The 20400-nt window shown below is 56.1% G+C and carries 20 protein-coding genes; 7 read left to right on the top strand and 13 right to left on the bottom strand.

Annotated elements, in window-relative coordinates; translation table 11 throughout:
* Nucleotides 1-47: 47 nt before the first annotated feature.
* The 3 genes from WFM49_RS06445 (at nucleotide 48) to WFM49_RS06435 (ending at nucleotide 2360) form a co-directional block, all read left to right on the top strand.
* A complete protein-coding gene (locus WFM49_RS06445) occupies nucleotides 48-527 on the top strand; it encodes a hypothetical protein (RefSeq protein ID WP_021446677.1) in 480 nt (159 codons plus the stop codon).
* A 53-nt stretch (nucleotides 528-580) separates the two neighbouring features.
* Entirely contained in the window at nucleotides 581-1192 is a 612-nt protein-coding gene (locus WFM49_RS06440) for a superoxide dismutase (protein WP_336972385.1), read from the top strand.
* Between the two features lie 232 nt (nucleotides 1193-1424).
* The gene (locus WFM49_RS06435; protein ID WP_336972382.1) at nucleotides 1425-2360 is read left to right on the top strand and encodes a helix-turn-helix domain-containing protein; all 936 of its coding nucleotides are present in this window, start codon (nucleotides 1425-1427) and stop codon (nucleotides 2358-2360) included.
* Nucleotides 2361-2406: 46 nt separating this feature from the next.
* Here WFM49_RS06435 and WFM49_RS06430 read toward each other — a convergent pair whose 3' ends face one another.
* From WFM49_RS06430 to WFM49_RS06375, 12 genes are all read right to left on the bottom strand, one after another.
* Entirely contained in the window at nucleotides 2407-3516 is a 1110-nt protein-coding gene (locus tag WFM49_RS06430; RefSeq protein WP_009454546.1) for a class II histone deacetylase, read from the bottom strand.
* A gap of 199 nt (nucleotides 3517-3715) precedes the next feature.
* The gene (locus WFM49_RS06425; protein WP_060186075.1) at nucleotides 3716-4330 is read right to left on the bottom strand and encodes an ATP-binding cassette domain-containing protein; all 615 of its coding nucleotides are present in this window, start codon (nucleotides 4328-4330) and stop codon (nucleotides 3716-3718) included.
* A gap of 291 nt (nucleotides 4331-4621) precedes the next feature.
* The gene (locus tag WFM49_RS06420; protein ID WP_371477530.1) at nucleotides 4622-5464 is read right to left on the bottom strand and encodes a ZIP family metal transporter; all 843 of its coding nucleotides are present in this window, start codon (nucleotides 5462-5464) and stop codon (nucleotides 4622-4624) included.
* A gap of 365 nt (nucleotides 5465-5829) precedes the next feature.
* Nucleotides 5830-7371 carry a GTPase gene (locus WFM49_RS06415; protein WP_336972378.1) on the bottom strand — a complete coding sequence of 514 codons (1542 nt, stop codon included), beginning with the start codon at nucleotides 7369-7371 and terminating at the stop codon, nucleotides 5830-5832.
* Entirely contained in the window at nucleotides 7371-8633 is a 1263-nt protein-coding gene (locus WFM49_RS06410) for a GTPase (RefSeq protein ID WP_336972376.1), read from the bottom strand. Before WFM49_RS06410 ends, WFM49_RS06415 begins: the two co-directional genes overlap by 1 nt.
* Before the next feature lie 17 nt (nucleotides 8634-8650).
* Nucleotides 8651-9814, bottom strand: coding sequence for a benzoate/H(+) symporter BenE family transporter (locus WFM49_RS06405; protein ID WP_336972374.1), 1164 nt, complete (start codon nucleotides 9812-9814; stop codon nucleotides 8651-8653).
* A 267-nt stretch (nucleotides 9815-10081) separates the two neighbouring features.
* Entirely contained in the window at nucleotides 10082-10357 is a 276-nt protein-coding gene (catC, locus tag WFM49_RS06400) for a muconolactone Delta-isomerase (RefSeq protein ID WP_009454559.1), read from the bottom strand.
* Nucleotides 10358-10390: 33 nt separating this feature from the next.
* A complete protein-coding gene (gene pcaD, locus WFM49_RS06395) occupies nucleotides 10391-11194 on the bottom strand; it encodes a 3-oxoadipate enol-lactonase (RefSeq protein ID WP_009454561.1) in 804 nt (267 codons plus the stop codon).
* On the bottom strand, nucleotides 11191-11859 hold the full coding sequence (locus tag WFM49_RS06390; RefSeq protein WP_035268747.1) for a 3-oxoacid CoA-transferase subunit B: 669 nt from the start codon (nucleotides 11857-11859) through the stop codon (nucleotides 11191-11193). The genes pcaD and WFM49_RS06390 overlap by 4 nt, the downstream gene beginning before the upstream one ends.
* A 26-nt stretch (nucleotides 11860-11885) precedes the next feature.
* Nucleotides 11886-12581, bottom strand: a complete 696-nt coding sequence (locus WFM49_RS06385; protein WP_009454565.1) for a 3-oxoacid CoA-transferase subunit A — start codon at nucleotides 12579-12581, stop codon at nucleotides 11886-11888.
* A gap of 125 nt (nucleotides 12582-12706) precedes the next feature.
* Nucleotides 12707-13642 (bottom strand): catechol 1,2-dioxygenase, encoded by a 936-nt coding sequence (catA, locus tag WFM49_RS06380; protein WP_009454566.1) that lies wholly within the window; start codon nucleotides 13640-13642, stop codon nucleotides 12707-12709.
* 68 nt (nucleotides 13643-13710) lie between these two features.
* A complete protein-coding gene (locus tag WFM49_RS06375; protein ID WP_026482747.1) occupies nucleotides 13711-14886 on the bottom strand; it encodes a muconate/chloromuconate family cycloisomerase in 1176 nt (391 codons plus the stop codon).
* 143 nt (nucleotides 14887-15029) lie between these two features.
* Here WFM49_RS06375 and WFM49_RS06370 point away from each other — a divergent pair, with 143 nt between their 5' ends.
* The 3 genes from WFM49_RS06370 to WFM49_RS06360 all read left to right on the top strand — a co-directional run bounded on the left by WFM49_RS06370 (nucleotide 15030) and on the right by WFM49_RS06360 (nucleotide 17389).
* The gene (locus WFM49_RS06370; RefSeq protein WP_060185892.1) at nucleotides 15030-15902 is read left to right on the top strand and encodes a LysR family transcriptional regulator; all 873 of its coding nucleotides are present in this window, start codon (nucleotides 15030-15032) and stop codon (nucleotides 15900-15902) included.
* Between the two features lie 107 nt (nucleotides 15903-16009).
* Nucleotides 16010-16885, top strand: a complete 876-nt coding sequence (locus WFM49_RS06365) for an alpha/beta hydrolase family protein (RefSeq protein WP_336972368.1) — start codon at nucleotides 16010-16012, stop codon at nucleotides 16883-16885.
* A gap of 33 nt (nucleotides 16886-16918) precedes the next feature.
* Entirely contained in the window at nucleotides 16919-17389 is a 471-nt protein-coding gene (locus WFM49_RS06360) for a MarR family winged helix-turn-helix transcriptional regulator (protein ID WP_009454574.1), read from the top strand.
* Nucleotides 17390-17584: 195 nt separating this feature from the next.
* On the opposite strand, the gene WFM49_RS06355 is transcribed toward WFM49_RS06360, so the two are convergent.
* On the bottom strand, nucleotides 17585-19255 hold the full coding sequence (locus WFM49_RS06355) for a 2-isopropylmalate synthase (protein ID WP_336972503.1): 1671 nt from the start codon (nucleotides 19253-19255) through the stop codon (nucleotides 17585-17587).
* Nucleotides 19256-19540: 285 nt separating this feature from the next.
* Between WFM49_RS06355 and WFM49_RS06350 the strand changes: the two genes are divergently transcribed.
* Entirely contained in the window at nucleotides 19541-20377 is an 837-nt protein-coding gene (locus WFM49_RS06350; RefSeq protein WP_336972365.1) for an AraC family transcriptional regulator, read from the top strand.
* The last annotated feature ends 23 nt before the right edge of the window (nucleotides 20378-20400 follow it).

Here is a 20400-nt window from a genome sequence, read left to right as displayed (position 1 = left end):
ATCATTAATTTCATTATTGATGCGCTACCTTTTATCAGGAGCAATGCATGCAGACACTCGCCCAACAGTCCCAACACGCTCTTACCCAACGCGACGAACTGGCCTCCTGGCGCAATTTGATCACACAGGGCAACCAGGCCTTTCAATCCCACAATTACACCGATGCCATCACGCACTATCAGCAAGCTCGTGCGTATGTGAAACCGCTGCTGTTTGGCTCTTGCGAAGGGGCCGACGCCACCATTGCCGCCTGGGTCATTGCCCATTTGAATCTGGCCGATGCCTGCGAGCAACTGGGTCAAAGTGACGAACAGGGTCTGCACCTGTGCACAGCTCATGAAACCTTGTGCTGCGCCGCTGCCAATACCCGTCTGGCGGACGACTGGCGCATGGCTGCCTGGCAACACAGCCGCCGCACTTATGCCGAACTGGCCCGCTATGCGCGACGCTACCCCCATCATGTCCCTACCTGCTCTGCCCTGTTCTTAGGGGCGGTCAGCCCGCAGGAACGCTCTTTTTCTCATTAGTTTCATTCTGTCCCCCAGGCGCCACCGGCCTGGGGTTTATCGAGGAGTGCGTCTTGTCTTACACCTTACCTGCCCTGCCTTATGCCTACCATGCTCTGGAGCCGCATATCGACACCCAGACCATGGAGATTCACTACAGCAAACATCACCAGACCTATATCAATAATCTGAATGCGGCACTGGAAGCGGCCAACTTGCCCTACCCACCTATTGATGAGCTGGTAGCCGGGCTGGATACCTTGCCTGAATCCCTGCGCAATGTCGTGCGCAACAATGGTGGCGGTCATGCCAACCACAGCTTGTTCTGGACCGTCATGACGCCCGATGCCGATAGCACCCTTCCCAACGATCTGGCTTATCCCATAGACCGGGATCTGGGCGGTTTCGAGTCATTCAAGGATGCCTTTACCAAAGCGGCGATCTCACGTTTTGGTAGTGGCTGGGCTTGGCTCAGTGTCACCCCGGAAAAGAAGCTGGTGGTAGAGAGCACCGGTAATCAGGACAGCCCGCTGATGCACGGCAACACGCCCATACTGGGCCTGGACGTGTGGGAACACGCCTACTACCTGAAGTATCAGAATCGTCGGCCTGAATACATTGCGGCCTTTTTCAATGTGATTAATTGGCCCGAAGTGCTGAGACGATACCTGGAAGCCGTTAAATAAAGCGGTTTTACGCCCCGTCAAACCCTGTCGCCTTACTCGGAGACAGGTAGCAACAAGCACTTTAGCTTGTTGCCTTTTCAAGCAACCCTCCAGTTTCGGAGGGTTTTGGCTTTAGGGGCACATCCCTACACAGTCCAGCATCCACGCCTGGGTTTGGCCCAATTGCGCACTGCATCACCAAACGCTATGTTGATTGTTAGCACCCTTACCACACACATCCCCAGGCCCCCACATGTTGAGTCTCTACGATCGTATTCAATCCCTACGTTCCCTGTTTCACTTCGATGCGGTGCAGCTTCTGGGCTGTGCACCACAAAGCCGTACGCATCTGGAATTGCATTGTGAAGGCTATAACCTGAACTGTGCCTCTGCCTTGGGGACGGGCTTTCCGCAAATCTATCCACCCGGATTTACGGCGCAAGCCTCTCCCCACGATTTGCTACCCCCCTCCATTTCCGAGTGCTCGGACACCATGGATCCTCCTTTTCGCAGCACTGCTATCTATACCGATGCTCTGCTGCGTGGTGGATTTCAGGATGGCATGACGGTAGAACTGCAGCGCGGGGATTCCTATCTGGGGATGATTCACTTTTCTTCCCAACAGTCCGGCAGCTTCAATCGTCACGTCCGCACGCTGGCGCTGGGCGCAAAAATCCTGCTGGAAGAGGCCATGCAAAACATGGTCGCGCAAAACGGCATCGTCTTGCATTTGGTGCCACAGGCAGGCGGCCTGATCATGCGTGAAGACATGCTCTCCAATGCCTCCCAATTCAGCCCCGCACTGGCTAAAGCCTTGTCCTTCATGGGCCAGGAGACCTCGACCTTGCAAGCGTTCTGGTTGGAAGGCAAACGAAGCTATCGACTGCAAGCACAGCGTTTTCCCAAGGGGGATGTTCTGGTTCGACTGGTCCCCGCTCCCTTGCCCGCCGCGCTCAGTGCCAAGGAAATGCAAGTACTGGGCTGGCTGGTAACGGGCTATACCGACCGGGAAATTGCGGCCAGTCTGTTTTTAAGCGAACGCACTGTGCATTCGCATGTCACGTCCTTGCTGCGCAAGCTGGGCATTACCAGACGCACAGAAGCCGCTGTTAAAGCGGCTCTGAATCACTGGTATGTGCCGGATGCGCATGGTGCTATCCTGGCTGCCGTGCCCGGACTCTGCCATTAAACGACAAGGTCCGGGGTAGCGTTCAAACCATGAACATCACGGCGTATTAGCGTAGACCGCTCAACAAGCCTGCGGCTTCGTCCACGCAAGCACGTTCCGCATCCAGTAGCGTATCGCCGCCCATCCCGCCCAGAAAGTCCGCGTAAGGATCAGCCAGCGTACGTACACCGGTCAGCTCCTCGATGACAGCCTGACCGCAGAATGGCAAGTAATGCGGGCTGTACCCCCCTTCCTGCACAAAAGCGATACGACCTTCACACACTTCCTCGGCGCAGTCGATAATTTGACGTGCCATCTGACGGAAACCGGAAGCCGTCACCATCATGCGTGCCAGCGGGTCCATCATGCTGGCATCAAAGCCCGAGCCCACGATAATCAGCTGCGGTTTATAGGCGCGCAGCGCAGGCAGTACCACTTTTTCCATGGCATAGAGGTAGGCGGCATTCCCACCGCCAGGAGGCAATGGGATATTCAGGTTGTAGCCCAAGCCTTCGCCCTCGCCGCGCTCAGTCGTAAAACCGCTATTGGCCGGGAAGCATAGATGCTGGTGCAGGGAAATAGTCAGAACCGAAGGGTCATTCCACCAGATATCCTGCGTACCATTACCGTGATGCACGTCCCAATCCAGAATCGCGACACGATCCAGGCCCAGTTCTTCGCGAGCGTACGCCGCGGCCACCGAGGTGTTATTAAAAATGCAAAAACCCATCGCACCAGCACGGGGTGCGTGGTGGCCGGGTGGGTTTACCAGTGCGTAGCCATTACTGACTTCACGACTGACCACTTTCTTGACCATCTCAATGGCGCCACCGGCAGAAAGCATGGCAATTTCAAGGCCGCCATTACCCATGGTGGTGATGCCGTCGCCGGTGTCGCCGCCGGTTGGCAAGGCACTGACACGCTTCATGTTTTCCAGATGCTCTGCCGTATGCACACGCAAAATATCCTTGTCGCGTGCAGGCTTGGCCTGGATGCTGGTCAGATGATCAATTTGCCCGGAGGCGCAAACCAGCTCGTGAAAGCGGCGCTTCGTATCGGGATGGGCCAAGTGGTGGCTGATCGGTTGTAAACGGGCCCCCAGATTGGCCGAGGCAAGACTGCCCGTCCCCGTATCTACCCAGCCGTAAAGAGTGTTCCAAATATATCCTGTTGCCATGTCGTCTCCTTTCTTTTGGTTTGTTTGGCAGAACCATAGTAGGGATCTGAACGGCGGAAAGAATCCGTAGGATTGCCGAATTTATGGGCTGATCAGGGAACACTCACGGCAAAAGAGGCAGAGGACGCTCTTTTTCCAAAGCGTTCTCTGCCTCTTTCTTAAAGCTGATTTACTTATAGATGGCGGCCACACCCAAGACCTAAACTAACTCGGCAACATTGATTACTTCTGCTCCACAAGCCTCAACCAATTCGGCATCGTAGCTAGCGAACAGCACAACACGGTCTTGTGACCAGATCTCGAATTGTTCAGCCAAAGCAGCACGAGCTTGCGTATCCAGGCCATTGCTAGGGCCATCGGCAAGAATCACAGCCGGGTCACCCAAAGCCGCCGCCGTCAGAAAAACCTTGCGGCGCGTGCCTGTCGACATCTGCTCGAAGCGCTTATCCAAGTGTGGCTCCAACCCTAATCGGTAGGCGAAATCCAGCGCATTATCATCCACGCGGGTGTTCTTTTCTGCGGCGATTTGCGCCAGCAGTTCACGGCCCGTCTGGGACGGAAACAGCATGCAGTTGTCGGGTACATAAGCCATACGAGCGCGGGCTTGTCGGGGTGTTTTCATTAGCGACTGCCCATCTATCCACACTTCCCCCGTGTCCGGCTCGAGCAAGCCTGCAATGATGTTCAGCAAGGTAGATTTGCCGGTACTGTCTTCTTCACAGAGCGCCACGCAGCCAGGCTTAAATGTATGAGTCAGCCCCTTGAAAACGGGGTAGTCGCCATAGTTTTTACTGAGATTGTCTATGCGTAACATGCTGGAAATCACTGCCAAAGAAGCGCCTGGGCAGACAAAAGGTGCTCTGACGAGGCGGGATAAAAAAACAAGTACGGGACTGCCCCGAACAGGGGCCTTAGTATAGGTCTTTATGGGCTGATGTTTGGACTGCTTGCTGTGCTGTGGCCATGCAGGGTTCAGCAGCTATGGAGCAAAAACCTTGTCGGGCACAGCCTTGCCAGGCATTCATGCGCGGGTCTACAGCCAAAACCAAAAAAATAGCCTGAAACAAGACAAGCTTGTTCAGGCTATTTCTCCGCGTGGACTTGCTTATCCCAAGGCCGTATCCAGCAACATCATCAAGACAAAACCGATCATCAAACCGCCGGTTGCAAAGGTTTCATGTCCTTGCCGGTGCGATTCGGGAATGATCTCGTGGCTGATGACAAACAGCATGGCACCCGCTGCAAAGCCCAGACCAAAAGGCAGAAGCACCAGCGAGCTGCTGACGGCCACCGCACCCAGCACCGCCCCGACCGGCTCAACCAAGCCACTGGCCATGCCCAAAACGACGGAGAAAGTACGGCTGTAACCGGCAGCCAGCAAGGCCAGTGCCACCACCAAACCTTCAGGCACGTCCTGAATGGCAATACCCGTAGCCAACGCATTGGCACGCACCCCTTCATTGCCCACATAGCCCACGCCAATGGCCAGACCTTCCGGGAAGTTGTGCAGCGTAATGGCGATCACAAACAGCCAGGTACGGCGCAGCTTGGTGGACGTCGTACTGCCAGGACCTTCACGCCCTTTGATGAAGTGTTCGTGCGGCAGGATGCGATCAAGCAGCATCAAGGCTGCAGCCCCCAACAAGATGGACAGGCCCACGGCGGAGCCCGCGCCCCAGGCACCACCGCCAAACACTTGCTGGTTCTGTGCCGCTTCCAGGCCCGGCAGAACCAGCGAGAAAGCACAAGCGGCCAGCATCACCCCCGCCCCAAAGCCATACAGCGTATCTTGCGTACGCTGCGACATGGTTTGAGAAAACATGACGGGCACGGTGCCCAGTGCTGTGGCCAGTGCCGCGATGGAGCCGCCCACCAGGGCCTGCAAGACCACCGGGTGATCTTGTGCGTACAGCCAGAACTGATGACAGAGCGCCCAGACGCCCCCCATGGAGATGATGAGTCCAACCCACAGGCGCAGGTGTTGGCGCCAGTTAGGCGAGCTTCCCTTATTGGGTGAAAAGTAGTGGCTTGTTTTCGGTTTCATAGCCGTGCGCCCCCAGAAAATTACGCAATCCAGGTTTGCCTGATACAGACGCAAAGAGCCGTAAAACGGCTCTTGCAAAGGCATGGATGCTGTACAAACCATCATAGCGACTTCATCTTCGATTTAAAACATAAATATCGAAATGCTAACAATTCTCATTAGCATTTCAACAAATAAGCCACAATCCATGAAATCAGCTTGGGGTTTGACAGCCATCCAGCCTGTTATCTGCGCTTTGCATGGCGATGCAAAACCGAATGAATACTAGCTCAGGCAGTATGCAATTGATGCTTGATTGCCTCCAAAGCCTGGGCCTGTTCAGCCACAGCATTTTCCAATTGAATCAGCTCTTGCTGGAGCTGTTCCAGACTTTGCTCAGCCTGCTCCACGACCTGTTCCGCCAGCTCCTGGGCACTATTCATCACCCCATCACTCAAGCTCATGTACAGACGGTTGTAGTCGATCAACGGCGCTTGCCCTTCCCCCTGCTCCTGGAACACTTCATAGCCAATATGCGCAGGCAGATTCAGTGTCGGCACGTCAGGCTGCATCAACTGGAAATTCGCCAGGATAGTCTGGCTTAACTCGGCAAACGCCTCTCTCAAGTTCTGGCCAAGTTCGGTACGCACAGCGGCAACATCTTGCTGGGCGGCATGTTTTTCCAGTACTTCGGGCAATTGGGGCACCACTCGCCGCCAGGTGCCTTCTGTCAGAGCTTGCACGGCTCCTTGCAGTACCAGCGTTTGCTCTTCAATACGCTGACGCAATTGGGTAGCGGCCTGCTCCAGCGTTTGCGTCAAGGGACTCAGAATCACTTCTTCTATATGGTGCAATTGCAGCTCGGCAGGTTTACGCTGCTTGTATGCCAAGGCAGGTTTCAGCAGGTTCTGCACTGCCAGATACAAGCGCTCGAAACCCGCTTGCTCCAAGCCCTGCTCTTCGTCCTGCTGGCTGCGCGCCATATGCACGGACAGGGAAACGGCCGGTTTGAGCAACTCATTGCTCAGACCCCAATGGCTCAGCGCCTGCGCTGCCCGCGTCATCACGTCCTCTTCCTGCAACTGGCGGTTATCGGCCGTCTTGTTGCAAAGCACTTTGACGATCTCGTCGTCGATCTCATCTTCCTCGATGCGATCGCTGCGGGTGATTACCGGCAACAAGGGTTTGTTGCGGCGCAGTTCCACCAGCAAATCGCCCAGTTCCTGAACCTGCCCCGGTGCGCTGGAGCTGCTCAGCCACAAGAGCGCATCCGTGCTTTCCAGAAACTGCTGTGTCAAAGCAGCGTTATGCGCATTGGCCGAGTGCAAACCGGGGGTATCCAGCAACACCAGCTTCTCGCCCAGACACACCCCTTGCAAGGCGACCGTGGTTTCTGTTGCCCCTTCCTGGAAACCTTCAGGCATGGGCTGCATCTGCCCATCGGCCAGACGGAAGAAATCCACGCTATGACCCTGACGACGAAAGCGGTCCGCCAGGAAATTACACAAGGAGCTTTTACCGGCATTAAAGGAGCCAAACACCAGCAACATAATGCGATCGCGGAAACGATCCGCCAACTCCTGCGCGGGTGCCAATGCAGACCAGGAAGCCGCCCAGGCCTCTTTTTGTTCCTGCAACTGCTGATTCAGTTGTCGAGCACTGTGCGCCAATGCCCCCTGCTCGGCCAAAGCCGTGCAGGACAAGGCTTGCGCCACGGTCGTCTGGCCCAAATCCGCCAGCCACTGCTCCATCTTGGCAATAGCGGGCTGCATATCCTGACTGGCAGGATTGAGCTGCGCAACCGCCTTGATAAACGTGCTTTCCACCGACATTACGCATGCTCCAATGTGGACAGACCCTCCAAAGCCTGACGCGTTTGCTCAAGCTGATTTTCAGTCGCCTCGATCTGCTTCTCCAAAGCAACACGGCCATCCGAGACTTCAAAATAATGGGTGAAATCCTGAACCAGCTTGTCGCGACCCGCCTGCTCGCAGAAAATACGACGCAGATCATCTCGGTACTTCACCGACACACCCATCACCGCAATCATGACGGTATCCATGCTGCGCACCGAGGTACGTTGGGCCGCTGGCAAGCCTACGGCACCGTATTCCACCAGATGCCCATTGATCGCAATACACGCACGTGAATAGGCAATCTGCAAACGGGCACGCTCTTGCTTGCCTGCCGTCATCTTGAAACCAAACTCGAAGGTATCCGGCACCAGGGAATGATCCACGCCGGGGGCATTGACTACCGGCTCCAGATCCTTCTCGATGCCTTCCAGAATCGTGCGCAGACCGTCCACAAAATCAATGTGCTGCTGCTTTTGCGTCTGCTGCAGGCTATGCAGGCTTTGCTCTTGCGTTTGCTGCAAGGCGTTCAGTTCTTGCGTCAGCTCGGTCAACAAGGCTTCACGCTCGAACTCGCGGGCTTGCGGCACACGTTTCAAGGCCGCTTCCAAAGAAGCCTGCAAAGCGGGAATTCCGCTTTTCTCCAGCATGCGCTGCTTGCCACCATCACGGCCTTGGCGATAGCGGGTGCTGGACACGGGGTGCAGTGTCATGCCGGAACACTGTTGCGCAATCGCGCCCAGGACTTTTTCTTGCTGCTCGTCATCGGCCAACTGGTCAATCTGGCTGATGACCATCAGGTTCTGACGCTGCGAACGCTGATGGTCTGCGGCCAGCTCTTGCAGCAAATTGCTTTCCAGCGCGTCCAGCTCGCCCTCTTTGGCCGCGTGGACGAACAGACGAATATCCGCCTGCAAACCCATGGCTTCACGTGCCAGAGCATCGTCCTGCAAGGCCACGTCTGCGTACAGACCGGGCGCATCCAGCCAGCGCACCCCTTCATGGACATGCTCGGCCAATGCGACAGTTTCACGGCGATCAGCCACATTGAAAACATCACTGCCCATCAACTCATTGAGCAGACGACTTTTGCCGTGATTGTATTTACCGACTACGGTCACCGTTGGCGGCACGTTCAATTGCAAGAGAACGCGCAAACGATCCAGATCCCAGCGGCGCTGTGGCAACACGGCCAACACAGGCTCCAATACTTGATCAAGGGATAGTGCCAACTGATTCATAGTCTCTTCCTTTTGTTTCACTTATGTTTGGACCCAAGCAGGCGATAAGCCACCAAGCCAAACACCACGCCCCAAAATGCAGCGCCCAGTCCAAACAAGCTCATACCTGATGCGGTGGTTAAAAATGTGATGACAGACGGCTCGATATAGCCGCTTTCACTGACCATCACCCGCACATTGGCCACAATGGCCCCTATCAACGCCAGACCCGCCAGGGCTGCAATCAAGGAGGCGGGCAAAGCCGTAAATAAATACACAATCGAGCCGGCAAAGGTGCCGCCCAATAGATAAAACACGCCATTGGCAATACCAGCCACATAGCGCTTGTCGGGATCAGGATGGGCATCCTTGCCCGTACACAAAGCGGCGGTAATGGACGACAGCACAATGGTGATGCCCCCAAAACAGGCCACCAACATCGAGGCCAAACCGGTGCCAGCCAACACGGGGCGTGATGGCGTGGGGTAACCCGCCAACTGCAAGACCGCCATGCCGGGCAGATACTGCCCCGTCAAACTGACCAGCACCAAGGGCAAGGTCAGGCTCAACAAGGTCGCGATATTGAATTCGGGGCTGACCCACACCGGACTGGCCAGCTCCAGCTGGAACGCTTCCATATGCACTTGCCCGCTGGCCATGGCCATCACAAATCCGGACAAGGCCACCAGCACAATCGCGTAACGCGACAAAAAACGCTTGCCCAGCAAGTACACCGCCAACATCACCAATACGATGGCGGGCATGTCGCTGCTGGACTTGAACGCCGCCATACCGAACTGGAGCAAAATACCGGCCATCATGCCCGCAGCAATGCCCTTGGGGATGAAGGAAAGAATCTTTTCAAAACCGCCTGTCAGACCAATGACGACGATAATCAAGGCAGCGCTAAGATACGCCCCCACCACTTCAGGCATGGTGATGCCTGGAAACAGAGTCAGCAGCAAAGCCGTTCCCGGTGCGGACCAGGCTGTAATGATGGGCAGCTTCAAATACGCGCTCAGGAGCAAACCGCTCAAACCAGCGCCTATGGAAATCGCCCAAATCCAGGAGATCAACTCCGCGTCTGCAATTCGGCCCACTTGTGCGGCCTGAATAAAGATCAGCAAAGGACCGGCATAGGCGATCAACACCGACAAAAATCCGGCCACCCAGACCGACGCCGATCCACTTTTCAATCCCATCGTTTTGTCTCCCCAGTCTTTTTGTTTGAATTCTCAACTTTACTCGGTGCTCAGGCTGCGCTGGGATCGCAGCCTGAGTTTTTTACTGCCGGGCCGCCCTAAGGCTCGGCGCCCCCGGTAAAAAGCGCTCCCTCGGGGATGAGCCGGGACACACAGTAGTCCATTGCGGACTGCTGTGTGCCTGGCGAATCCGAGCGGCATGCAGCCCGCGAGGCGGAGCGCAAGCCAAAGGCGGAGCGTGGGGGCCCTTTTAACTGCCCCTGAAACTTAAATGGCCGACGGGTGCGTCGCCAAGGGAGTCACGGAAATCTGCATGTAAGGGAACAAGGGCAAGGCACTGAGCAGATTGTGCAGCTCTTCATTGCTCTCTACATCGAATACGCTGTAGTTGGCGTACTGACCCACCACGCGCCAGATATGCGGCCACTTGCCCGAGCGTTGCAGATCCTGCGAGTAGGCTTTTTCTTCAGCCTTGATACGGGCAGCCTCTTCGGCTGGCAGGGAGTCAGGGATATCAACAATCATGTGAACCAGATAAAGCATGGTGTTCCTTTCTAAAAACAAGCGCTCGGGCACTCAGGCCTGGGCTAAAAAATTCAGTACGGCACGCTCGAAGGCTTCGGGCGCTTCCAGATTGGACAGATGCGAGGCCGGTACGACCGCCACTTTGGAGCCAGGAATATTGGCTTGCATGGCCTGGGCATCGGCCACCGTGGTGACCGGGTCCCATTGGCCAGCGACCAGCAGGGTCGGTGCCGAAATACGGCTGATCTGATCACGCAGATCCGACTCGGCCAAGGCATCGCAGCAGGCGGCGTAACCCAGCGGGTCCAGCTTGGCCAAACTATCCTGCATCGCTTTTACCAGCTCCGGCGATTGCTGGATAAAGGCTTCACCAAACCAGCGCGAAGGCGCCGAATCCGCCAAAGTACGCATCTGAGCGGCGCCGCCTTGACGCAAGGCTTCGGCGCGTTCCTGCCAGGCTTGAGCGGTACCAATCTTGGCAGCGCTATTACACACGATCAGCGCATTCAAACGCTCCGGGGCATTCACCCCCAACCACAAGCCGGTGTGACCACCCATGGACAGACCACAAAACGCAGCGCGCTCAATATCCAGCGCATCCAGAATCGCCAGCACATCACGCCCCAAATCCTTGAAGCGGTATGGGCCAGGCGTGACCGGACTGCCGCCATGACCACGGGTGTCATAACGGATCAGACGATAGGACTGGGCGAAACCTGCCACCTGCGGGTCCCACATCTCTTGCGTGGTGCCCAGGGAGTTGCTCAGAATCAGGGCCGGGGCCAGCGGATCACCTTCCACGCTGACGCGGAACATGCCCCGCTCGGTATTCAAGGCGCTGGGGCTGACCGTCATTGGCCCTCTCCCTGCTTTGCCGCGGCAATGGGCAAACCAATCATTTCTTCCAGCGCTTCATGCGTCAAACCAGGCACCAGATCAATCAGTTGCAAACCTTCTGGCGTGCAAGCCAGGGTGGCCAAATCGGTATATACGCGCTTCACGCAAGCCAGGCCGGTCAAGGGGTAGCTGCATTGTTCAACCAGCTTGCTGACGCCTTGCTTGGTCAGCACATCCATCATGACCCAGGTCTGTTTCGCGCCAATGGCCAGATCCATGGCACCGCCTACGGCGGGAATCGCGCCGGGCTCACCCGTGCTCCAGTTGGCCAGATCGCCGGTTGCCGACACTTGGAAAGCGCCCAGCACACAAATATCCAGATGGCCGCCACGCATCATGCCAAAGCTGTCGGCATGATGGAAAAACGCGCCACCGGGCAGCAGCGTCACCGCTTGCTTGCCCGCATTGATCAAATCGTAATCTTCCTGCCCGGCGGCCGGTGCCGGGCCCATGCCCAGGATACCGTTCTCGCTGTGCAGTACCACTTCCACACCAGCGGGCAAATGGTTGGCTACCAGAGTTGGCATGCCAATACCCAGATTCACATAGGCGCCGTCATGGATGTCCTGGGCGACGCGCTGCGCCAATTCGTCTTTACTGCGGCGCTGATAATTGAGCGTCATGCTGTCCCCCTTCATGCTCTGTCCGTTCATGCCTTGAACCCACCTGCTTCTGTGCGACTGCGTGGCACCACCACGACGCGACGCACATGAATGCCGGGCGTCACAATGGTTTCGGGGTCCAGTTGACCCAGTTCCGCCAGCTCAAACACACTGGCAATGGTGGTACGAGCTGCGGTCGCCATGACCGGACCAAAGTTGCGCGCCGCCATGCGGTAGGTCAAATTCCCCCAACGGTCCCCCCGCTCGGCCTTGATCAGGGCGACATCTCCATGAATGGGCTCTTCATAGACATGCCAGCGACCATTGATCAAACGTGTTTCCTTGCCCTTGGCCAGTTCTGTGCCATAGCCTGTCGGGCAGAAAAAGCCACCGATACCCGCACCGGCGGCGCGCAATCGTTCGGCCAGATTGCCTTGAGGCACCAACTCCAGCTCGATCTTGCCGCTGCGATACAAGTCATCAAATACCCAGGAATCAGCCTGACGGGGGAAGCTGCAAATAATTTTGCGAACCCGGCCTGTTTTAAGCAAAGCCGCCAGCCCCACATCGCCATTACCCGCATTGTTGTTGACGATAGTCAGGTCGCGAGCACCTTGCTCGATCAGACCGTCGATCAACTCTGTGGGTATGCCAGCCGTTCCAAAACCACCGACCAGAATCGTGGCGCCGTCCTGCACATCATGCAAAGCCTGTGCAACACTGCTTACCTGTTTATCGATCACTCCGTTCTCCGTATAAAGCACTGACGCTACGGATGGGCTCAGCCCTTACGTCAGGCACAGCAAAAACAAGTCAGTCCAAGGCCTGGTTTGACTTGGCAAACACAGGCCCTGGACCGAAGCAAGACTTAGGCAGCCAGACGTGGACGATTCACGATCTGGTTGTCCTTGCCATCGACCAAGGGGGTCAAGGAAATATCAAACACGATCTCTGCAAAAGGACCATCCAGGTTTTCGGCAGCGATGCGGGCAGGATCCGTGTGCTCGGTCAGCGGTGGCACCAGACCATCGCGAGTAGCGTAGGCGAAGTCGTCATACACCAGCGGGTCGCCATCGATATTGATCTGCGTGGTCAGCTTGCGGTGGCCAGGAGCCGTCACAAAGAAGTGAATGTGCGCAGGACGGTTACCGTGGCGGCCCAGCTCGTTCAGCAGGCCTTGGGTAGGACCATCCGGAGGACAGCCGTAGCCCTTGGGCACAATGCTCTGGAACTTGTAGCGACCGTTTTCATCGGTAATGATGGTGCGGCGCATATTGAAGGGCTGTTGCTCGCCGGTGGGGTCAAAGTGCGAGTAAAAGCCTTTGGTATTGGCATGCCAGACTTCAACCTGAGCACCCGCAATAGGCTTGCCGTCCGCACCAGCCACGACGCCGTGCATGATCAGGGTTTCGCCAGCGGTATCGGAACCGTCATCCAGGCGAACAAAACCTTGCGCCACAGGAGCGCCCGACACGTACAAAGGACCTTCAATGGTGCGTGGCGTACCGTTGTCCAGACCCAGTTCCTTGTCCATGGCGTCCATGCGCATGTCCAGGAAACGGTCAAAGCCCAGACCGGGAGACAGCAAACCAGCCTCGCTGGCCGTACCCAGACGGTTCAGGTAAGCCACGGCTGCCCAGTACTCGTCGTTGGTGATTTCCAGATCTTCAATGGTCTTGAACAGATCGCTGATGATGCGGTACATGATCTGCTTGACGCGTGGATTGCCACCGGGCTGATCCAGGCCAGAGGCCAAACGCAGGAAGTCTTGTACATCGGGGGTGTCAAAAATTTTAACGCTCATTCTGTGTCTCCTAATATCCTGAAAAAAGTGTTCCAAGCAAAGCCGCTACGACTGGCTTCTTATTGCGCCTAGGCAGCCGAGCCAACACTGACTTGTGTCCTGTCGCGGCGGAAATACTGGACACGATCCTCGTCCAGTACGATACCCAAACCCGGCCCTTGAGGTATCTGTAATTCAAAATTGCTGTAATTCAGTGGCTCTGCCAGGATTTCCTCGGTCAAGAGCAAGGGCCCGAACAGTTCCGTGCCCCACTGCAATTGGTTCACTGTGGCAAACACATGGGCTGCGGCAATCGTGCCGATCGCGCCTTCCAGCATGGTGCCACCATACAATTCAATACCAGCGGCTTCGGCAATCGCTGCTACTTGCAAACCTGCACGCAAACCACCGGACTGTTCAATCTTGATCGCGAACACGTCGGCGGCGCCATCACGAGCCAGTGCAAAGGCGGAGGCCGGGCCGGTCAGGGATTCATCGGCCATCAAGGCAATCGGGAAACGACCTTTCAGATCGGCCAGAGCATCAGCACGACGCACTGGCTGCTCCACCAGCGAGCACCCGGCATCGACCAGGCCAGCCATACCGTACTGGGCCTGCAAGGGGCTCCAGGCCATGTTCACATCCACGCGAACATCGGCGCGATCACCCATCGCTTTCTTGATAGCCGCTACGTGCGCCACATCGTCCTTTACCGGGCGGCGACCAATCTTGAGTTTAAAAATACGGTGACGAGCCTGCGCCAGCATGCGCTCGGCTTCATCAATATCCTTGGCGGTGTCACCCGAGGCCAGTGTCCAGGCAACAGGCAGGCTGTCGCGCATGCGGCCACCCAGCAGGTGCGAAACCGGCAGACCGGTGCGCTTGCCCAGGGCATCAAACAGCGCGGTTTCTACCGCACTCTTGGCAAAACGGTTATCCTGAATCGCCGTGTTCAAGCGAGCCATCAAAGCCGGCACGGCGCTGGCATTGGCGCCCAGCAGCAAGGGAGTGAAGTAGGTGTCGATGGCCAGCTTCATACCTTCGGGCGACTCGGCACCGTAGGCCAGACCACCAATGGTCGTGCCCTCGCCTACACCCACCGTACCGTCCGAACAGTACAAGCGCACCAGCATCAAAGTCTGGCCTTGCATGGTCGTCATCGCCAATTGATGAGGACGGATCGTAGGCAGATCCAGCAGCAAAGTCTCCACCCTTTCGATCAGGGCTGGAGCTGCTAATAGTTGAGAAGATCGCGTGTGTTCCATGCCTTGATTGAACACGAAGCAGGCCCGTTATTTCCAAGACTAAATAGGTCTAGTTCTATACCTTTAGAGTATAGTTTCTGATATAAATATTAAAAATCAAGAAACTAAACACCATCAATTCAGCCTAGGTATGGTTTTCCCTTATGGATCTACGTCAGCTCAAATATTTTGTGGCCGTTGCCGAAACCCGCAACTTCACTCGGGCTTCGGAGCGCCTGCACATGGCCCAGCCCCCGCTTAGCCGACAGATCCAATTGCTGGAAGAGGAGCTGGGCGTCACACTGTTGCTGCGCAATAACCGCCCCTTGCGGCTGACCGAAGCCGGACGGGTATTTTATGAGCAGGCCTTGCAGATCTTGAGCCGGGTCGATCAACTGGTGCATACGACACGGCAAATCGGACTGCACCAACGACAAACTCTGTCAATAGGCTTTGTGGCATCGACCCTGTACGGCGGCCTGCCCGCTTTGATGCGCAAGCTGCGCCATCAATATCCGGAAGTGGATATGCAAACGGTGGAGCTGACCTCCATGCAGCAGCTGGAGGCCTTGAAGTCCGGGCGAATTGATGTGGGTTTTGGGCGAATACGACTGAATGATGCATCCGTACAAAGAACGGTGTTGCGGGAAGAGCAGTTGGCCCTGGCCATTCCCCCCAGCTCGGATCTGGCCAATTCAGACAAGCCATTGAGCCTGAAAAAAGTGCAAGGGCAAAAGCTGATTGTGTATCCCAAAGAGCCCAGACCCAGCTTCGCGGACCACGTTCTGCACCTGCTGCACGATCACAGCGTGCGCCCAGCTGAAGTTTATGAGGCCGGGGAAATTCAAGCGGCCTTGGGATTGGTGGCTGCCGATTCTGGCTTGTGCTTGATCCCAACCTCGGCTCGTCTGCGCAACGATCTGCACTACCGCTTGATCGAAGAACCGCAGGCGACTTCACCGATTATCTTGACGCACAGGATGAACGATCAGGCTTGGTATATCGAGGCGATCAAGGGGTTGGTCGCTGAAATGTAAGGTCTGACTGTCGTCACTAACAACCCCTTTCCCCTTTGGGCCCGGATTGACTCACTTCTGAAGCCACTCTAATATCATTAACACGTTAACTAAAATTAGAGACAAGCATGCAACAGGTGACGATTCAGCAGGCTGGAAAAGACCCGATCAGCGCGACCTTATGGCCAGCTCCGGATGCCAAAGCGTCCATCATCATTCACCCCGCCACCGGCGTCCCACAGGATTTCTATCGTCCTTTTGCAGAACATCTGAACAGCCTGGGATTCATTGTTCTGAGCTACGACTACCGGGGTATAGGCCGATCTCGTCAGAAGGATATACGCCAATGCGATGTTTCCATGTCCGAGTGGATGCTGGAGGATGCGGTTTACGTCACAGACTGGGTCGCCCATCGTTTTAACGGCTTGCCCATGTTGGCTGTTGGTCATAGCGTTGGCGGCCATGCGATTGCTATCTCCCCCGCGACTCGCTCCGTGAAAGCTGCCGTGATGATTGCGTCACATGCGGGGGTTACCGCTTTAATTGAAAAGCCCATGGAGCGCTTTCGGGTGGGGCTGATCATGCGGGTACTTACTCCCGTACTGTGCGGCCTTTACGGCTATATGCCGACCCGGCGTTTGGGCTTTGGCGAGGACCTTCCACGTGGCGTCATGCAGCAATGGAGCCGCTGGACGCAAAAGCCTCATTATTTTTATGACGATCCACAGCTGGATGCCAAAAAACGCGCTAGCCAGGTCGATATTCCCTTGCTGATTCTGGGTTTCGATGATGACCCCTGGGCCAATCCGCAAGCTATTTCCAGGCTGTTGGAACCACTAGGCAAGGCCCGTATAGAAAGGCATCAAATAGAGCACAAGCAGCTGGGTTTGGCGCATATTGGTCACATGGGCTTCTTTCGTAAACGCAACGCCGAGGCACTTTGGCCTATAGTGGTCGACTGGCTGATCGCACAAAGCGAATCCGGCCCCGCATCGAATTCCTGACGTCTAACCGATATCTATTCAGCCATCGCCACAATGAGCCAGAAATCACAGCCACGTTTTGTCTTTTTGTTGAACCATGCTCACAAGGCTTTGCAGCGCTGGATTCAGAAGCAGCCCTCGGCATGGACAGATATCAGCGCGGCCCAAGTTGGCATGCTGTTCCTGATTCGCTCTCAAGGCTCGGTCACGGTGGGAGAAGCGGCCAGCGCCTTGCAAGTGGCTCCGGCTGCAATTACAGGATTGTCCAAGCGCATGCAGGCAGCAGGCCTGATTCAACGCCTGACGGACGATGTAGATACGCGCAAGATTTGCCTGACGCTGACTCCCGCCGGAGAAGAAGCCAGCATCAAGGCCAAATCAACCTTGCAGGACTTGAATCAGCAACTATCCGACGGCTTTACGGAGGATGAACTGAAGGTGGTGGCACGCTGGTTAAGCCAGGTGGTGAATCTAGACCTGCCCACAGACAAGAATGTTGATCAAAAAGACGAACTGCCTGCTTGATCGCATTTACTTGAATGTAAAGAGTGTCCGTTTTTCGTAAGCCAGGGACGTGAATGCGGTTTTATCCGCTCGCTATGTGAAGTATTCTTCGAGCAGAGTCGCCCCGTGACTCAGAGCCACTTACCCGTCAAAGGTGGCCCGCGCCGTTGTATTACACACAGAAGCTGGCGCGGCCCACCGCAGCTTGATGGCTGCTTAAGCCTCGACCTCCTCAAAACGTGCCGCCGCATTCATCACCGCCATCACACTGGCCGTAATGATATTCGCGTGCTTGCCCACACCAAATTTCGAACCAGGCACACCGGGCATGACCGCTTCCACCATCGCCATCGCGCAAGCGTCTGCTCCTGAACCCAGGCTGCGCTCCTCGTAACTATCGATACGCAAAGGCAGGTTCAAGGCCGTCACTGTCGCCGCAATCGGACCGTTGCCCGTTCCGGTATAGATTTCAGTCTCGCCATTGGCATTGACGCATTGCAGCTCTATGCCCTGCAGCCCTTGTGCCTCATCGAACAGGCGATGTGCTCGGTAGCTGTTGTTCCCCTGGCGCTGATTGGCTTGCAGATAGGTGGTCTCAAACAGTTCCCAAATCTGCTGGCTGTTCAGCTCCGTTTCGCTGGAATCGGCAATCTGCTGAACAATGGCACTGAACTCCACCTGCATGCGGCGCGGCATCACAATGCCGTAGTCGCGTTGCAGCAGAAAAGCGATGCCTCCTTTGCCGGACTGGCTGTTGACACGCACGATACTGTCGTAGGTGCGGCCCAAATCCTTGGGGTCGACTGGCAGATAAGGTACACGCCAGGGGGCATCTTCTTTCTGCACCGCAAAGCCCTTGGCAATCGCGTCCTGATGGGAACCGGAAAAGGCGGTAAAGACCAGATCGCCCACATACGGGTGACGTGGGTGAATGGGCAAGGACGTGGCCTCTTCCGCGATACGCGCTACTGCCGAGATGTCAGAGAAATCCAGATTCGGAGAGATACCCTGGGTATACAGATTCAGGGCCAAGGTCACCACATCCAGATTGCCACTGCGCTCGCCATTGCCAAACAGACACCCCTCGACACGCTGTGCGCCGGCCAGCATGGCTTGTTCAGCGCAAGCAACGCCCGTTCCGCGATCATTATGCGGGTGTACCGACAGAACGATATGTTCGCGCCTATTCAAATGGCGATCCATCCATTCAATCTGATCAGCAAAGACGTTCGCTGTCGTCACTTCCACCGTGGTGGGCAGATTGATAATCATGGGCCGCGCTGGGCCCGCGTCCCAGGCATCAATAGCCGCATTGCAGACAGCCAGCGACACCTCCAGCTCTGCCATGCAGAACGTTTCAGGTGAGTACTGCAGCACCCACTCCGTTTCCGGGTGCTTGGCCGTCAGGCGCTTGAACAGCTCCACATGGTGACGCACCATCTCGATGATTTGCGGCACCTCCATCTTGAAGACGATTTCCCGGAAAGCGGGGGCAATCGCATTGTAGAAATGCACAATCACACGACGCGCGCCCGCCACGCTGCGTACCGTGGTTTCAATCAAATCCTCACGCAGTTGGGTAATGACCATAGGCGTGACGTCGTTCGGGATCATGCCCTCGTCAATCAGTTGCCGGACGATATCAAAATCGGTTTGCGAGGCAGACGGAAAACCCACCTCGATTTCCTTGAAACCAATGCGGACCAGCTCCTGAAACAGGCGCAATTTGCGGTCGCGATTCATGGGTTCGAACAGGGCCTGGTTGCCGTCGCGCAAATCGGTAGACAGCCACACGGGCGCTTGGCTCAGGGTGCGCTGCGGCCACTGGCGATCGGGCAAATTGACGACAGGAAAGGGACGGTATTTGTGGGAAGGATCAGTCAGCATGGGAACCTCGAATATAGGGAATGACATACCTGGCTTCCCTACTCCAAGGAGCTGGCTACAGTCGGGGTCTGGGGAAACCAGGATAGGACCATTCGCACACACAGGCGTACGGACCCCGACCGGATGTCAGGGCTAGTAGGCCTAGCGATAGCAAGTGCAAATGAGTCACGACAGGTTCAATCCCAAAGTGCTTGATGAAAACGATAAAAGCACTTTAGACTGCAAGACACTTGGCCTTCTATCAAAAAATAGTCATTTGTTTTATTTTTTTGGACATTCCTGAATATGGGCTACGCATCCCCTGAACGCGGTGGGCGAGCACTGGACTTGTCTCACTCCGATACCTCGCCCTTGCTGGTCAGCGGGGTAATCGAGCATTACCCTGCCGGCCATGAAGTGCCCCGCCATCGCCACCACCGGGGGCATCTTTTGTATGCCACGGAAGGGGTGCTGCTGGTACAGGCCGACACCGGCCAGTGGCTGGTGCCCCCGACCACCGCCGTCTGGTTGCGACCCGGCGTGCCGCATCAGCTCAATGCCACCACTGCCGTGAATGTGCATGGTTTATTTATTGATGAAATTCTGGCCGCACAATTACCGGACCACGATTGCGTGATCCATGTCACACCACTGGTGCGTGAATTGATTGCAGCACTGGTGCGGGTGATTCCGCAAGAGAACCCACCGTTACGAGACGCCTTACTGGGACAGCTATTGATAGAAGAGTTGCGCATGCTGCATCCCCTGCCTTTTCATTTGCCCTGGCCGCAAGAGGAATTGATGCGACGGATTTGCGAAGACCTGGTGCGCTCGCCAGCCCAGCAAAAAACGATGGATGAGGTGGCGCAGCAATACGCCTTGACGCCGAAAACCTTGCATCGGCGCTTTCTGAAAAGCACGGGGATGAATCTGGGGAAATGGCGGCAACAGATGCGCTTGATGGCCTCGATCCAGTTTCTGCTGCAAGGCAGGTCCATCACGCAGGCGGCGCTGGAAAGTGGCTATGAAAGTTTGAGCGCTTATTCAGTAGCCTTTAAAAAGACCTTTGCTTATCCGCCTTCGGAGTTTTTGGCGACTTTGAGCCAGTACCCTGATAGGGAGCATGATGCGGGCATGGTCTGAAGCCAATCTTGACGACAAGGATG

It is taken from the genome of Alcaligenes sp. PF14, from assembly GCF_037150615.1.
Lineage (GTDB): Bacteria > Pseudomonadota > Gammaproteobacteria > Burkholderiales > Burkholderiaceae_B > Alcaligenes > Alcaligenes phenolicus.
Note: the sequence above shows the minus strand (reverse complement) of the source record. Positions and strands in the feature narration are given on the sequence as shown.

Bases quoted from the DNA above. Each gene is read 5' to 3' on its own strand.
- WFM49_RS06445 (WP_021446677.1), top strand. From the start codon at position 48: ATGCAGACACTCGCCCAACAGTCCCAACACGCTCTTACCCAACGCGAC.
- WFM49_RS06435 (WP_336972382.1), top strand. From the start codon at position 1,425: ATGTTGAGTCTCTACGATCGTATTCAATCCCTACGTTCCCTGTTTCAC.
- WFM49_RS06430 (WP_009454546.1), bottom strand. From the start codon at position 3,516: ATGGCAACAGGATATATTTGGAACACTCTTTACGGCTGGGTAGATACG.
- WFM49_RS06425 (WP_060186075.1), bottom strand. From the start codon at position 4,330: ATGTTACGCATAGACAATCTCAGTAAAAACTATGGCGACTACCCCGTT.
- WFM49_RS06420 (WP_371477530.1), bottom strand. From the start codon at position 5,464: ATGGGGGGCGTCTGGGCGCTCTGTCATCAGTTCTGGCTGTACGCACAA.
- WFM49_RS06415 (WP_336972378.1), bottom strand. From the start codon at position 7,371: ATGTCGGTGGAAAGCACGTTTATCAAGGCGGTTGCGCAGCTCAATCCT.
- WFM49_RS06410 (WP_336972376.1), bottom strand. From the start codon at position 8,633: ATGAATCAGTTGGCACTATCCCTTGATCAAGTATTGGAGCCTGTGTTG.
- WFM49_RS06405 (WP_336972374.1), bottom strand. From the start codon at position 9,814: ATGGGATTGAAAAGTGGATCGGCGTCGGTCTGGGTGGCCGGATTTTTG.
- catC (WP_009454559.1), bottom strand. From the start codon at position 10,357: ATGCTTTATCTGGTTCACATGATTGTTGATATCCCTGACTCCCTGCCA.
- pcaD (WP_009454561.1), bottom strand. From the start codon at position 11,194: ATGACGGTCAGCCCCAGCGCCTTGAATACCGAGCGGGGCATGTTCCGC.
- WFM49_RS06390 (WP_035268747.1), bottom strand. From the start codon at position 11,859: ATGACGCTCAATTATCAGCGCCGCAGTAAAGACGAATTGGCGCAGCGC.
- catA (WP_009454566.1), bottom strand. From the start codon at position 13,642: ATGAGCGTTAAAATTTTTGACACCCCCGATGTACAAGACTTCCTGCGT.
- WFM49_RS06375 (WP_026482747.1), bottom strand. From the start codon at position 14,886: ATGGAACACACGCGATCTTCTCAACTATTAGCAGCTCCAGCCCTGATC.
- WFM49_RS06370 (WP_060185892.1), top strand. From the start codon at position 15,030: ATGGATCTACGTCAGCTCAAATATTTTGTGGCCGTTGCCGAAACCCGC.
- WFM49_RS06365 (WP_336972368.1), top strand. From the start codon at position 16,010: ATGCAACAGGTGACGATTCAGCAGGCTGGAAAAGACCCGATCAGCGCG.
- WFM49_RS06360 (WP_009454574.1), top strand. From the start codon at position 16,919: ATGAGCCAGAAATCACAGCCACGTTTTGTCTTTTTGTTGAACCATGCT.
- WFM49_RS06355 (WP_336972503.1), bottom strand. From the start codon at position 19,255: ATGCTGACTGATCCTTCCCACAAATACCGTCCCTTTCCTGTCGTCAAT.
- WFM49_RS06350 (WP_336972365.1), top strand. From the start codon at position 19,541: ATGGGCTACGCATCCCCTGAACGCGGTGGGCGAGCACTGGACTTGTCT.